The organism is Acinetobacter seifertii (assembly GCF_016064815.1).
In the GTDB taxonomy this organism is placed as follows: Bacteria; Pseudomonadota; Gammaproteobacteria; order Pseudomonadales; family Moraxellaceae; genus Acinetobacter; species Acinetobacter seifertii.
Map to the genome: position 1 here is coordinate 2,179,156 of NZ_CP065820.1, position 13,578 is coordinate 2,192,733.

Sequence of the window (13,578 nt, forward strand, 5' to 3'; positions counted from 1 at the left end):
TTTAATTGAAATAAGGGCGACTTTGCATGTAGATATATTTTTTGCACAATAGTATTTATTTTATTTTTATAATTCAATAGAATACCCAGATAAATATTTATAAGAAAATGAAAAACTATGTGGCTTAAATTTGTCTTGTATCCTCTTGGTATGTTTGTACTGTGGCAAACTATTTTCCTAATCGAACAGGTTTCCTTAGAAAGCTTAAATGCACCAAAATTACTTTTGACTATAATTACACTCATTATAAATTGGGGAATGCAAATTTTGATTGGATATAAAATTGCTCAATTAGCACCAAAACATAAATTGATAGTAAGTACGACCTATATTATCTTTTTCACGTTTATGATCACTATCTATTCTATAACTATATTATTAGAGGGTTTGAAAGTTACCCCTCAAAAAATTTGGATGGGTTATTTATTTTTTAATCTAATTGGCATGTTCATATATTTTGCAAATAATAAGGATGAATTTTGCTGGAACGACTTACTAAAGTAGCTAGTATTTTTAATATCTATTGCTTGTTCCATATTAAGTAAGAATTTGATCAGTCTTTTTCTTAATTTTTTTGTCAAAAAACATAATTCTAGGCAAATTTTCGTATAAATTACCCTTCAACGTAAGTTGAGTAATCTAAAGGTAAGAAATGACGCTTAAACAATTAAAAGCTTTTTTAGCTCTTGCACGTACCCTCAACTATGCCAATGCTTCTTTAGAGCTACATCTAAGCCAATCTGCCTTAAGTCTTACCATCAAAAGTTTAGAAGAAGAGTTAGGCGGTAAACTCTTTAACCGTAATACACGCCGTGTTGAGCTTACACAGGAAGGTAAATCTCTTATTCCCTATGCAAAAAAGTTACTAGCCAACTGGGATGAGATGGAAAATGATGTTAAACAACGCTTTAAACTTAATCGGGGGACTTTAAGTATTGCATCTATGCCTTTTGTGACTCATGCAATTTTACCTGAAGTAATTCACCAGTTTTTAGCTGTTCACCCCAATCTTAATTTTTCAATTCACGATATTCCAAATGAGACCATTATAGAAAAAGTACAAGATGGTATTTTTGAGCTTGGTATTTGTTTTGAACCCGATCTCACAGAAGGCTTAGAATTTAAGCCTCTATTTGAAGAAGATTTCTTGGCTCTATTGCCAAAGACTCATCCACTTGCTCGATCATCTTCTATTACATGGCATGAGCTTTGTTCAAATCCATTTGTGACCTTACAAAAACCTTCAATTGTTCGTTATTTAGTTGAGCAAAATTGTCTGCGAAATAACATAACGCTCGATTTAAAAGTGGAATGTCATCAAATTTCATCACTCTCAAGTTTTGTGGCTTACGGTATAGGGGTAAGTGCAATACCTAGACACTTTGCAAAACATATTGATAAAGAACATAACGTGTTGATTGAGTTAAAGGATGAATCTATTCATAAGACTGTGGGAATTGTTTATAAGAAGAACTTTGAAATTTCAAATATTTCTACTCAATTTATTGAAGCTTTGGTTCAATATAAATTTTAAAAAATTAAATACTGTATTTTAGGATGAGTTTCGCTCATGTTTAATAAAAATTAATTAATAATGATACTTTTCAATAAATTAAAATTATTTTTTAAAGTTTTTTACATAGTCCAAAACTGATCTTTTGTTATAAATTTAATACCATTCATTGATTATACTTATTAATCCTTTAAAAAAATTAACTTCTATAACGCAAATTGTGATGCTAAAACTAAACTACTAAGGGATATAGGAAAACAACAGAATGAATAAAGTTTATGCCAATGCAGAGGCAGCACTGAAAGATGTTATTGCAGACAATCAAACCCTTGCCGTAGGTGGTTTTGGTTTATGCGGAATTCCTGAAAAACTAATTGTTGCAGTTAAGCAAAGCGGTGTAACTGGTCTAACTTGTATTTCAAATAATGCAGGTGTAGATGATTTTGGTTTAGGCATTTTACTTAAAACCAAACAAATCAAAAAAATGATTTCTTCTTATGTTGGTGAAAACAAAGAGTTTGAACGCCAATATTTAAATGGTGAACTTGATGTAGAGCTTACACCACAAGGCACTTTAGCTGAAAAGTTACGTGCTGGCGGTGCTGGGATTCCTGCATTTTATACTCAAACTGGCGTAGGTACTCTCATTGCGGAAGGTAAAGAAGAACGTACTTTTCATGGCAAAAACTACATTCTAGAAGAATCTTTGACAGCTGATGTTGCTCTTGTAAAAGCATATAAGGCAGATAAAGCAGGTAATTTAGTATTCCGTAAAACTGCTCAAAATTTTAACCCTGAATGTGCGATGGCTGGAAAAATTACAATCGCAGAAGTGGAACAAGTGGTTGAAATTGGTGAATTGGATCCGGATGAAATCCATTTGCCGGGTATCTATGTAAACCGCATTGTACTGAATGCATCACCTGAAAAACGTATTGAGCATAAAACTTTAAGCACGGAGGCAGTATAAAATGGCTTGGTCACGTAACGAAATGGCACAACGTGCTGCAAAAGAACTTAAAGACGGTTTTTATGTCAATTTAGGTATTGGCTTACCTACCCTTGTTGCTAACTATATTCCAGAAAATATTAATGTTTGGCTTCAGTCTGAAAATGGTCTATTAGGTATTGGTGAGTTCCCAACAGAAGAAACTGTCGATGCTGATTTAATTAACGCTGGTAAACAAACGGTTACTGCTCGCGCTGGTGCTGCATTTTTCTCAAGCTCTGAATCTTTTGCCATGATCCGTGGTGGTCATGTCAACATTGCAATTTTAGGTGCAATGGAGGTTTCTGAAAATGGTGACTTAGCCAACTGGATGATTCCAGGTAAGAAAGTCAAAGGTATGGGCGGCGCAATGGACTTGGTTGTTGGTGTCCAAAAAGTTGTAGTGCTTATGGAACATTGTGCAAAAGATGGTACACCAAAAATCGTAAAAAACTGTAGTTTACCTTTAACAGGTAAAGGCGTAGTTCATCGAGTCATTACTGACTTGGGTGTAATGGATATTACCCCACAAGGCGTAGAGCTGATTGAACTTGCTAAAGATGTCACGCTTGAACAAATTCAAGCCGCTACAGGTGTCGAGTTTTATAAAACGTTAGTCGCGTAAATTCTAAGATTTAGTTAGCTGTACAAGACTCAAGTTAGAAAGTGAGCTTGAGTCTTAGCCCTTTTAAGCACCGGATGTGCTGTTTATAAATAAGAACGAGAAGGATTTTTCAGCTATGGAAAAACAGCAAGGAATTTTTGAAAGATTTGCTCTTCGGATTAGTGACTGGTCTGAAAAATGGTTTCCTGATTCATATATTTTTGCTTTGCTTGGCGTCATTATTGTGTCTATTGCTGCTTTGAGTATTGGCGCCCCAATCCATGATGTAGCGACTTCATTTGGTAACGGTTTTTGGAGTCTTATTCCATTTACCCTGCAAATGACGATGCTCATTATTGTAGGTTATGTCGTTTCTGTATCTAAGCCCGTCAAATACCTCATCCAAAAAATGGCACGTATTCCAAGCTCTGGTCGCGGTGCCATTGTTTTGGTAGCAACTGTCAGCTTATTAATTTCACTGGTCAATTGGGCTGTTAGTACAATCCTTACAGCGCTTTTAGTGATTGCATTAGCTAAACGTAAAGAGCTGAATATGGATTACCGTGCAGCAGCTGCGGCAGCAATCATTGGTATGGGGGCGACTTGGGCACTAGGAATCAGCTCTTCAGCAGCACAGCTTCAGGCAAATAAAAGTAGCTTACCTGAGTCAATTTACAACCTAACTGGTGTTATTCCATTTACTGAAACGATTTTCCTTTGGCAATCAATTGCAATGACCATTATTTTGGTGATTGTTTCAATCGCGATTGCATATTTTTCAGCTCCAAAAGGCAATAGTGTTAAAACGATTGATAGTTTTGATGTGCAGTTTGAAGAAGACAAACCATATGAGGAGAAATCAAATCGTCCGGGCGATTGGTTAGAAAACTCGCCTATTTTAACGGTCATTGTAGTGGCATTAGGCTTAATCTGGATGTTTTTTGAATTTTCAAAAAGTAATCCAATTATTGCCATTTCAAGTTTAAACACATACAACTTTGTGTTTTTAATGCTTGGCTTAGCATTACATGGCACACCTCGAAACTTCTTAAATGCTGTTGCAAAGGCAGTTCCGGCTGTCTCAGGAATTTTAATTCAGTTCCCTCTGTACGGAAGTATTGCATTTATTATGACGCAAGCTTTAAACAGTCAGGATTTATCACTGTCTCATTATGTTGCCGAGTTTTTCGTTTCAATCGCGTCAAAAGAAACCTTTGCGATTGTGATGGGAGTTTACTCTGCTGTACTTGGATTCTTTGTACCGTCAGGTGGTGGAAAATGGATTATCGAAGCCCCATATGTCATGCAAGCAGCAAATGATTTAAAGGTTCATTTGGGCTGGTCTGTACAAATTTATAATGCAGCTGAAGCTTTACCAAACTTAATCAATCCATTTTTTATGCTTCCAATGTTAGGCATTTTAAAACTAAAAGCAAAAGATGTGATTGGGTTTACAGTCACTCAGCTCGTTGTGCATTTTCCATTAGTTTTATTCTTGCTGTGGTTCTTTGGTAGAACGCTCAGTTACACCCCTCCAACTTTTTAATTTAGTGGCGCCTTTGGTTTAGGCTAAAGGCAAATTTAGCAAAAACACCAATAAGAGATATTAAGATGAGTTCAATAGTTATAGTTTCAGGTAGCCGTACGGCAATGGGTGGTTTTCAGGGTAGTTTATCTTCTCTAACCGCTCCAGATCTTGGCGCTGCTGTCATCCGTGAATCGATCCAACGTGCAGGTGTTAAACCTGAACAAGTAGATGAAGTTATTTTCGGTTGCGTACTCAGTGCAGGTATTGGTCAAGGCCCTGCTCGCCAAGCTATGCGTAAAGCTGGTGTACCTGATCATGTCGGAGCTGTGACCATAAACAAGCTTTGCGGCTCTGCGATGAAAGCCGTATTAATGGCATCGGATACCTTAATAGCAGGCAGTGCCAATATTATTGTGGCTGGCGGCATGGAATCTATGACCAATGCACCTTATATTTTGCCGAAAGCTCGCGGTGGTTACCGTATGGGCCACGGCGAAATTAAGGACCACATGTTTTTAGATGGCCTTGAAGATGCTGAAACAGGCCGTTTAATGGGTTCTTTTGCTCAAGACATGGCAAACACCAAAGGCTTTACCCGTGAGCAAATGGATAACTTTGCGATTTCTTCACTTAAAAAAGCGCAAACTGCCATTACAGAAGGTTATTTCAAAGAAGAGATTGTTCCTGTTGAAGTAAAAACACGTAAAGGCGTGGAAGTTGTTGATCAAGACGAACAGCCATTAAAAGCAAATCTTGATAAGATCCCAACATTGCGCCCAGCTTTTAGTAAGGACGGTACAATTACAGCAGCGAACTCAAGCTCAATTTCAGATGGTGCTGCTGCATTAGTACTTGCTACTGAAGAATATGCTCAAAGCCATGGCTTAAATACTTTGGCGAAAATTGTTGCAACTTCTACTCACTCACAGCATCCAAGCGAATTCACAATTGCTCCAATTAGTGCGATTCAAAAAGTGCTTGAGCGTGCTGGTTGGTCAGTTGATGAAGTAGATACTTGGGAAATTAATGAAGCTTTTGCAATGGTAGCAATGGCACCAATTCAAGAGCTAGGAATAGATGAAGCAAAAGTGAACGTACATGGTGGTGCTTGTGCGTTAGGTCATCCAATTGGCGCTACAGGTTCAAGAATTATCCTTTCTCTTATTTATGCACTAAAACGTTTAGGTAAAAAGAAAGGTGTTGCAGCCCTATGTATTGGTGGCGGTGAAGCAACTGCTGTTGCAATTGAAATCTAATTAAAAAATAAAAGAAGATGTAAGGACTTTCCTTGCATCTTCTTTTTTATAAATAAAATTCTTAGGCTGTTTTAAATAGCTCATAGCAAGTTTGACGGAACCATTTATGACTACTCTTATGGTGGCAAGACATATGCCAATGTTGCTTAACGTCATAAGTTGGAAAATCAAGCGGTGCAGGTAAAATCTGTAAATTCTCTCTAACCAATAAAACTTGGCTTAAATAATATGGAACAGTGGCAATTGCATCTGTTTCCTGAACAACTAAACCTACCCCTAGATAACTTGGTAATCGAATCAAAATATTTCGATCCAACCCTTTATTCTGCAACTCATTTTTAATGTGATAATGCCCAATACCTGCATCAATATCGATATGATATTCGCGCATATAATCTTCTAAAGTAAAGTTATTCGGGTCTAAACGCGGATGGCTTTTTGAGCTAATCACAACATAGTGTTGACGGAAAAACTTCTGTTGATAAAAACCTTCTTCTAATTGTGGCAAGAAACCTATCGCCAAATCAATTTCACCATTTGCCATTTGATAACTGGTTTCTGGCGTAATTGGTCTAATATTTAAACGAATGAGAGGTGCTTTTTCTTTTAAATAGTTAGTTAACTGAGGCAATAAAACCAAATGTGATACATCAGTCATTGCAATGGTAAACAGCTGATCTGACGTTAGCGGATCAAAGTTCACATTAAAGTTATTAATACTTTCAACTTTATCAATCACTTCACTAATCAGAGGAAAAATCTGCTTTGCAAGTTCAGTCGGAATCATTTCATTTCCAACTCGAATAAACAATGGATCATTAAAATGTTGGCGAATTTTGTTTAGACCGTTACTTACACTCGGCTGTGTTAAACCAATAGCATCTGCAGCCATTGAAACACTTTTAAACCGATAAATATGATAAAAAATATTTAATAATCTACTGTCTAGATCAAACAAAATTGTCTCCGCTTGGACTCAATAATCCAGTGAAATAAGTTCAAAAGCAGGTATAAATGATAGAAAGATTCCTATGCCCTACTTTTGACTTATTGAAATTTACTCTAAATTAGCAAAGAACTTAGATGAGGGGCAATGCTTTATCATGCCTTTCATCATAAAGACCCAAGCATAATCTACTTATTTGATTAATTTATATATAAATATCGTGTACTTCATCTTGCGAATGAGTATGCGTTATTGTTCTTGCTGGGCTTTAAAACCATTCCATATTTGTTGTACCGATTTATTATCGCTCAAATTATTTTTAAAGATATAAATATCTTGTGCGAGGCAATATTCTTGCTGATCTAAAATAACTAATTTTCCAGCTGCAAGGTCTTCTTCAACGTTAATTTTCGGAATCCATGCAACCCCTAAACCTTGTAAAACCAGTTCTTTTAAGTTAGTTGCATTGTCCGTTTCATATAACGTTTTATAAACAAGTTTACCTTCTATCAGTTGGTCTACCAATTTTCTTAAGTAAGCATGTTTGCTATAAGCAAGCAATGCAAAATTGCTTTGTATTGTATGTTTAGGGCTATGGTCAGGTTCTGTAGCAGAAACAGGAACAATAACTGTCTCGGCAATTTTAATACCACTTAAAATATCATCTCCGACTTTTCTAATATTGCTTTTATCTGCATAGCAAATCATGAAATCACAGGCACCTTCTTTTAACAAAGACAGGCCTTCTCCACTATTCGTTGCGACAATTTCAATTTTTAAATCACGAATAAGAGTAGGAAATTTCTTTAAAAATGTTGTTAAAAAACCTGAAGCTAGTGAGTGAACAACACAAAAACGAATAGTAGATTCAGTTTCATTTTTAATATTTTTAATGAGTTTTGCGGTCTCCTCGACTTGCTTTTCAATATTTTTAGACATTACCAACAAAATTCGTCCAATGTCTGTAAATTCGATATTGTTCTTATTGTTTCTAATAATGACTTCAGCACCAATCATTTCTTCAATTTGCTGAATTCTTCGAGTAAAGGCAGATTGGCTAATGAACCTTTTCTCTGCTGCTTTTGAAATTGAGCGTTCACGCTCTAGAGTGAGGAGATCCTCTACCCAGCGAACTTCTAAATTCATCTTATCTATTCCCTTTTATATTTATAATTTTATTAATTGATATTTTTGGGAAGTCGTATGAATAAATGTAGAGATGAATAAAAATGGTAAAACATAGGGAGTACCTGCAAAAATGCGAGAAAAGATTGGACAATGCCAAACTATGAAAATGAAGTATTTAATAATTCTGACATAGAAAACAAGATAAGAGAATAATAGGTTTTGTTTTAACACGTTAAGAGATGAACATAAGTACGATCTAATAAAAAAAATTTTTGAAATCAATGAATAAAAGAACATCAGAAAAATAAATAATTCAGTTCAACCAAATAAGTTTTAGAAATAACTATAGGCTTTTATTTAATCATTTTTTATAAAAAATATAGCTTCAGGAATGAAGTAAAATTTGGATAAAAAAAGTCCGCACCTTGGGGAAGAATGCGGACTATGAACTGTTTCAATAACCCATTGTTAAGTTATTGACTAAATTTTGATGCTATTAAATTAGTACACTATTCAACTTTAAGAGCAATCATAAAATCTGATTAAACAACATTTTCCATTTTTATTTCACCAAGAAATAAGAATCTTTTATTTACTCTTACAATAGCTTATAAAGTAAAAATAAATTTAATGAATAATTACTACAACTTATTTTCAAGTTCTATGTAGTGATAATAATTAATTGTATTTCATACAATATTTATAAAGAGTATAAAGTGAAAATTCAATTCCGACTATTATACTAAAGTATCGATTTGCTTATTTTGAACTTATAAAGTCATCATTCACAATAATGACTTTATGGACACAGGAGATATTCAAAGCAAACTAATACTCTCCAATCAAGTAGTATAATTTTCTTGAAATTTCAACCATCATATTTGCAGTATATTGACTAATTTCAAATATTTGTTTTTTTTGTGGATTAAATACCATGTTGTCTTTTTCATCGCTAAAAAAAACATAAGTTGTATATTTATCCATGTGATGAACATGCTCTTTTAAGCTTAATTTTTCACCAGAATTAGGGTCATATGCAATAAACTTCATTCTCATGCATTTGTCTCTTACAGCGCTTACATCTCAATAATTTTGAATCAAGAGATTATTTAATAGACAACAATCTCAAGCTATAACTCATCGATACGATGCAGTTGGAATATTTTGCTTTGCTTTTTGAATGGATAGCTCAGCATTTTTTATTGATTGCTCAGCCTCTTTAAGCATGTGTGAACTTTTGGTTTCAGCTTTTTCTTCAGTGCCCCAAAGAAAATAGCAAGCAAAACTTCCCAATATTAATAATCCAGCAGTTACTTTTAACATAAACTTAATAAATCAAAATTTTCTGTATTATATGTATTTTTATGTGAAATGCATCACAATTTTATTAAAATTTATTAAACAAAGCTCACTATTTATTCTTTAAAATTAATATTCACATGAAATTTCAATTAAATTTACTGTTTTTAAAAAATAAAATTATCTCCTAACCATATTTAAAACACTCAATTGACGTAATCATTTTTACAATTCTGCACATTAACTATGAATATAATTATTTGAAATAATTAAATATTAATAAAAATGCAGTCTATTGATCTATTCAATTTTTAACTATTCATTTTTGCTTAACTCATTTTTCGATATGCAAAAAATGCATAATTGCTTTAATAAATGCATTAGAAGTGAAGCATTTCGAATTCTAAGATGAATCATCTTTAATGAATCGAAGTTTAATGATGAACGCTGATATTACTACCCGTATTGAGAAGGATCTTATTGGTCATCGAGAAATCAACAATGACCATTATTACGGAGTTCAAACATTACGTGCTTTAGAAAATTTCAACTTAACAAATAGTAAAGTTGGAAATTTTCCTAATTTAATTAAAGCATTAGCTATGGTTAAACTAGCTTGTGCTGAAGCAAACTATAATCTTAAAAACCTAGATCAAACTAAATTCGAAGCAATTGAATACAGCTGTAATCAGCTTATTCGTGGTAATTTCCATGACCAGTTCCCAATCGACATGATGCAAGGCGGTGCTGGTACTTCAACTAATATGAATGCAAATGAAGTATTAGCAAATGTTGCTTTGGAATATATGGGCCATTCTAAAGGGCAATATCAATACTTGCATCCAAATAACGACATTAATATGTCGCAGTCAACAAATGACGTATACCCTACTGCAATCCGTTTAGGTCTGTTATTAAGCTTAGATGAGTTAAATCTTCCTTTTAACAATTTAATTTTAAGTTTTCTTAACAAATCTCAAGAGTTTGCGCACATTTTAAAAATGGGCCGTACTCAATTACAAGACGCTGTACCTATGACTTTAGGTCAAGAGTTTGGTGCATTTGCAGTTACCTTGCAGAAAGATCTTGAGCAAATTAATACGCTTATTCCAAATGTTTTAGCTTATATGAACCTTGGTGGTACAGCAATTGGTACGGGAATTACGACTGAATATAATTACCGTGAACTGGCTATTCAGGCACTTGCAAAAATCTCTGATAAGAAAATTAAGTCAGCTCCAGATTTAATTGAAGCAACTTCAGATATGGGTGACTTTGTTCTTTTATCTGGTCTATTAAAACGTACTGCTACGAAACTTTCAAAAATTGCTAATGACTTGCGTTTACTTTCTAGTGGCCCACGTACTGGCATTAATGAAATTAACTTAGAAGCGCGTCAACCTGGTAGTTCAATTATGCCGGGTAAAGTAAACCCTGTTATTCCTGAAGCGATGAACCTTGCTTGCTTCCAAATTATTGCAAACGATTTGGCTGTAACTTTAGCTGCTGAAGCAGGTCAACTACAGTTAAATGCAATGGAACCACTTATTGCATTCAAACTATTTGAGTCTATGGACTTACTTGGTAGAGCAATGGCAATGTTCCAAAGCAAGTGTATTGATACAATTACAGCGAATCCTGAACACTGTAAAGCTTTAGTTGAAAACTCAATTGGTATTGTGACTGCACTCAACCCATACCTAGGTTATGAAACTACAACTCGTATTGCTAAAACTGCAAACGAAACTGGACAAAGCGTATTGGTTTTAGTTCAAAAAGAAGGTTTATTATCAACTCAAGTGCTTGATGATATCTTGTCGATTAATAATATGGTTAAACCAAAAATGTCGGCTTAATTCCTGAAAAATAAAAAGGAGCTTTTAAAGCTCCTTTTTATTTGTTTCATAATTTTTTAAAAACTAAACGTTGTAGAGAACTGGGCTGTACGTGGATTACCTAAGAATAAATAGTCATCACCCATAAATGCCCCTACATCACGCCAATATTTCTTATTAAATAAGTTATCAATATTGAGTCTAAAAGTTGTGTCATGCCCAGCAAAATTTGTTTTATAGGCAGCACCAATATTAAAGACACTGTACCCACCTACTTTTGCCGTTGCCTCTTTATTTGCATATTTACTGCTGCTGTATTGCATACCACTCAGTAATCGTAATCCTTCAATAGAAGGAACTTTATAAGATAGCTGCGCAGTTGCGCGGATTTTCGGTACATTTTGAGTCTGATGACCTTTGTAGTTGTCAGTATCAATATCAACAAGACGAGATTTGGTATAGGTAACACCTGAACTTACATCGAGTGTATCGGTTAAGGCACCCGTTAAACCTAACTCAATACCTTGATTGTGTTGCTCACCTTGTTCAACAAAATCGAAAGTTCCATCTGCATTTACTTTGCTATATTGATTATCTTGTTTTAAATCAAAAATAGCTGCTGTTACCAAGAAGTTGCGTATCTGTTGTTTAACTCCAAGTTCATATTGTTCAGAGTTTTTAGGTGATAGAACTTCTAAAGCATTATTAGCAAACCATGGTGCTTCACCACCATCTGATAAACCTTTAGCATATGAAGCATAAAGATTAGTTGTAGTAGTTGGGCTATACATGAGCGCTAATTGTGGCAAGAATTTGTTTAAATCCGTATCACGGCTTTGCTGCCCATCTGAATTATAAGCTTGCTCATCAAGGTGAATAAGTTTCCCACCCAATAAAGTTGACCACTGATCATTAAATTGAACTCGGTCAGATACAGTAAATGCAGTCTGATCACTCTCTAGAGCTTTGTAACGATCGCCTGGACTTTCTGATGATGGACTGTAGTCGACCGTATCTTCATAGATATTGCCTGTTCCTACCGCTACATTCAAAGGTGTATGGTGCTTTAAGGTTTTATAAGTACGTTGTAATTCAAAAGCTACTTGATGCTGAATGTTACCAGTGTTGAATTCACCATTTAACCCAGCTGCAAACTGGTTAGTAATGCGTGTGTCATCTGGACTACGAAAATCGTAAATATCATAATTACCGTGTTTATCAAAAGTATTGCCCAAGCCAGTAACTTCACAAATGCTGCTATAACATCCCCATGGGAAAGCACTATTATCATCAATCACAACACGGCTTTGTGATGCACTTAAGCTACCATTCCATTGATCATTAAAAGCGTATTGATACTTTAAACTCGCATTTAAACTGTTATTTACAACAGGTTTACTCCAAGACTGGTAACCCAATAAACGGTCTTGGTCTACATTTGTTGGTACCTCTTGTCCATCAAGCAGTTGATAGCCTGGTACTGAGCGTTGGCTTTGACGCTGAGCTTCAATATCAAACAGTAATTTAGAGCGATCATTAATTTTCCAGTCTAAAGCAACTGAACCAAACTCACGTTTACCATTTGCGTGATCAACGTTTGGGTGGATACTTTCATGCGCTAAATTAACGCGATAACCAAAATTGTCATTAACAAAGCCGCCTACATCCGTTGCCAGTGTATAGCCGCCTTCTGAATTTGCATCAACGGTAATAGTTTTAATATCGGCAGGTCTTTTGGTCACGTAGTTAACCACACCACCGGGTGTCGACATTCCACTTTGAATCGCAGAAATACCTTTTAAGATTTCAACTTGCTCTTTATTTTCTAAAGCAACATTTTGCTCACCACGTATACTATGACCATTAATGAGATAACTTGAACCTAAATCGAGTGCGAAACCACGAGCGACAAAGTTTGGATAATAGCCAATAGCAGCGTAGCCATCGCCTAGCGATGAATCATTTTTAATAACATCGGTGAGTGTTTTTGCGTGTTGATCTGCTAGACGCTCAGAAGTAATGGTTGTAATGGAGGCAGGAACTTTCTTTACATCGCCAGTTTGAAAACCAGATAGATTAACTTTCTTTGAGGTGTATAGCGCATCACTATTTTGTGTGGCATTCACAGTAATGGTTGGGAGCTGCGAAACCTCCGCTTCATTTGCATAAACTACAGAGCTTATAAGTGCAATAGATGAAGCCAATGCTGTTTTAGAGCATGTCATGAAGTGAAGATTTAACGCGCGTCTTTCCATTGAATAGTTACCTGCCATAGCGAGCATAATTTATAAAGCTAAAAAACGGTTATGTGCCCTATTTTTCAGCCACGCAAGAATACAGGCACCCATATTGAGAAACAACACATTCTGTATTTTTTCGATTAAGTGAATTTGATGCAACTTTTATGCACTTACTTATCAATATATAAATTTCTTTTATTTTCTTTGAAATTGAGGTTATAACTTTTTAAGTATTACAAAA

General features: G+C 34.9%; 12 protein-coding genes. 7 read left to right on the forward strand and 5 right to left on the reverse strand.

The window, feature by feature from the left end:
* Nucleotides 1-117 precede the first annotated feature (117 nt).
* From I8T81_RS18915 to I8T81_RS10055, 6 genes are all read left to right on the forward strand, one after another.
* Nucleotides 118-504, forward strand: coding sequence for a hypothetical protein (locus tag I8T81_RS18915; RefSeq protein ID WP_227602133.1), 387 nt, complete (start codon nucleotides 118-120; stop codon nucleotides 502-504).
* A gap of 148 nt (nucleotides 505-652) precedes the next feature.
* Nucleotides 653-1,534 carry a LysR family transcriptional regulator gene (locus tag I8T81_RS10035; RefSeq protein ID WP_191011441.1) on the forward strand — a complete coding sequence of 294 codons (882 nt, stop codon included), beginning with the start codon at nucleotides 653-655 and terminating at the stop codon, nucleotides 1,532-1,534.
* Nucleotides 1,535-1,778: 244 nt separating this feature from the next.
* Nucleotides 1,779-2,483 carry a CoA transferase subunit A gene (locus I8T81_RS10040; RefSeq protein ID WP_019459101.1) on the forward strand — a complete coding sequence of 235 codons (705 nt, stop codon included), beginning with the start codon at nucleotides 1,779-1,781 and terminating at the stop codon, nucleotides 2,481-2,483.
* A gap of 1 nt (nucleotide 2,484) precedes the next feature.
* Complete coding sequence (locus I8T81_RS10045) at nucleotides 2,485-3,126, forward strand: 3-oxoacid CoA-transferase subunit B (RefSeq protein ID WP_019459100.1); 642 nt, start codon at nucleotides 2,485-2,487, stop codon at nucleotides 3,124-3,126.
* A 115-nt stretch (nucleotides 3,127-3,241) separates the two neighbouring features.
* Nucleotides 3,242-4,651 carry a short-chain fatty acid transporter gene (locus I8T81_RS10050; RefSeq protein ID WP_198071040.1) on the forward strand — a complete coding sequence of 470 codons (1,410 nt, stop codon included), beginning with the start codon at nucleotides 3,242-3,244 and terminating at the stop codon, nucleotides 4,649-4,651.
* A 65-nt stretch (nucleotides 4,652-4,716) separates the two neighbouring features.
* Entirely contained in the window at nucleotides 4,717-5,889 is a 1,173-nt protein-coding gene (locus tag I8T81_RS10055) for a thiolase family protein (protein WP_198071041.1), read from the forward strand.
* 61 nt (nucleotides 5,890-5,950) lie between these two features.
* On the opposite strand, the gene I8T81_RS10060 is transcribed toward I8T81_RS10055, so the two are convergent.
* The 4 genes from I8T81_RS10060 to I8T81_RS10075 form a co-directional block, all read right to left on the reverse strand.
* Nucleotides 5,951-6,847, reverse strand: coding sequence for a LysR family transcriptional regulator (locus I8T81_RS10060; RefSeq protein WP_004887299.1), 897 nt, complete (start codon nucleotides 6,845-6,847; stop codon nucleotides 5,951-5,953).
* 237 nt (nucleotides 6,848-7,084) lie between these two features.
* Nucleotides 7,085-7,981 carry a LysR substrate-binding domain-containing protein gene (locus I8T81_RS10065; RefSeq protein WP_019459097.1) on the reverse strand — a complete coding sequence of 299 codons (897 nt, stop codon included), beginning with the start codon at nucleotides 7,979-7,981 and terminating at the stop codon, nucleotides 7,085-7,087.
* 810 nt (nucleotides 7,982-8,791) lie between these two features.
* The gene (locus I8T81_RS10070; protein ID WP_077164232.1) at nucleotides 8,792-9,013 is read right to left on the reverse strand and encodes a hypothetical protein; all 222 of its coding nucleotides are present in this window, start codon (nucleotides 9,011-9,013) and stop codon (nucleotides 8,792-8,794) included.
* An 87-nt stretch (nucleotides 9,014-9,100) separates the two neighbouring features.
* Entirely contained in the window at nucleotides 9,101-9,286 is a 186-nt protein-coding gene (locus I8T81_RS10075; RefSeq protein ID WP_198071042.1) for a hypothetical protein, read from the reverse strand.
* A 413-nt stretch (nucleotides 9,287-9,699) separates the two neighbouring features.
* Here I8T81_RS10075 and I8T81_RS10080 point away from each other — a divergent pair, with 413 nt between their 5' ends.
* Nucleotides 9,700-11,118, forward strand: a complete 1,419-nt coding sequence (locus tag I8T81_RS10080; RefSeq protein ID WP_151683142.1) for an aspartate ammonia-lyase — start codon at nucleotides 9,700-9,702, stop codon at nucleotides 11,116-11,118.
* 56 nt (nucleotides 11,119-11,174) lie between these two features.
* On the opposite strand, the gene I8T81_RS10085 is transcribed toward I8T81_RS10080, so the two are convergent.
* The gene (locus I8T81_RS10085) at nucleotides 11,175-13,379 is read right to left on the reverse strand and encodes a TonB-dependent siderophore receptor (protein ID WP_198071043.1); all 2,205 of its coding nucleotides are present in this window, start codon (nucleotides 13,377-13,379) and stop codon (nucleotides 11,175-11,177) included.
* Nucleotides 13,380-13,578 lie beyond the last annotated feature (199 nt).

Coding starts and splice junctions, on each gene's coding strand:
- I8T81_RS10055 (WP_198071041.1), top strand. CDS start 4,717: ATGAGTTCAATAGTTATAGTTTCAGGTAGCCGTACGGCAATGGGTGGT.
- I8T81_RS10085 (WP_198071043.1), bottom strand. CDS start 13,379: ATGCTCGCTATGGCAGGTAACTATTCAATGGAAAGACGCGCGTTAAAT.
- I8T81_RS10035 (WP_191011441.1), top strand. CDS start 653: ATGACGCTTAAACAATTAAAAGCTTTTTTAGCTCTTGCACGTACCCTC.
- I8T81_RS10075 (WP_198071042.1), bottom strand. CDS start 9,286: ATGTTAAAAGTAACTGCTGGATTATTAATATTGGGAAGTTTTGCTTGC.
- I8T81_RS10065 (WP_019459097.1), bottom strand. CDS start 7,981: ATGAATTTAGAAGTTCGCTGGGTAGAGGATCTCCTCACTCTAGAGCGT.
- I8T81_RS18915 (WP_227602133.1), top strand. CDS start 118: ATGTGGCTTAAATTTGTCTTGTATCCTCTTGGTATGTTTGTACTGTGG.
- I8T81_RS10070 (WP_077164232.1), bottom strand. CDS start 9,013: ATGAAGTTTATTGCATATGACCCTAATTCTGGTGAAAAATTAAGCTTA.
- I8T81_RS10080 (WP_151683142.1), top strand. CDS start 9,700: ATGATGAACGCTGATATTACTACCCGTATTGAGAAGGATCTTATTGGT.
- I8T81_RS10045 (WP_019459100.1), top strand. CDS start 2,485: ATGGCTTGGTCACGTAACGAAATGGCACAACGTGCTGCAAAAGAACTT.
- I8T81_RS10040 (WP_019459101.1), top strand. CDS start 1,779: ATGAATAAAGTTTATGCCAATGCAGAGGCAGCACTGAAAGATGTTATT.
- I8T81_RS10050 (WP_198071040.1), top strand. CDS start 3,242: ATGGAAAAACAGCAAGGAATTTTTGAAAGATTTGCTCTTCGGATTAGT.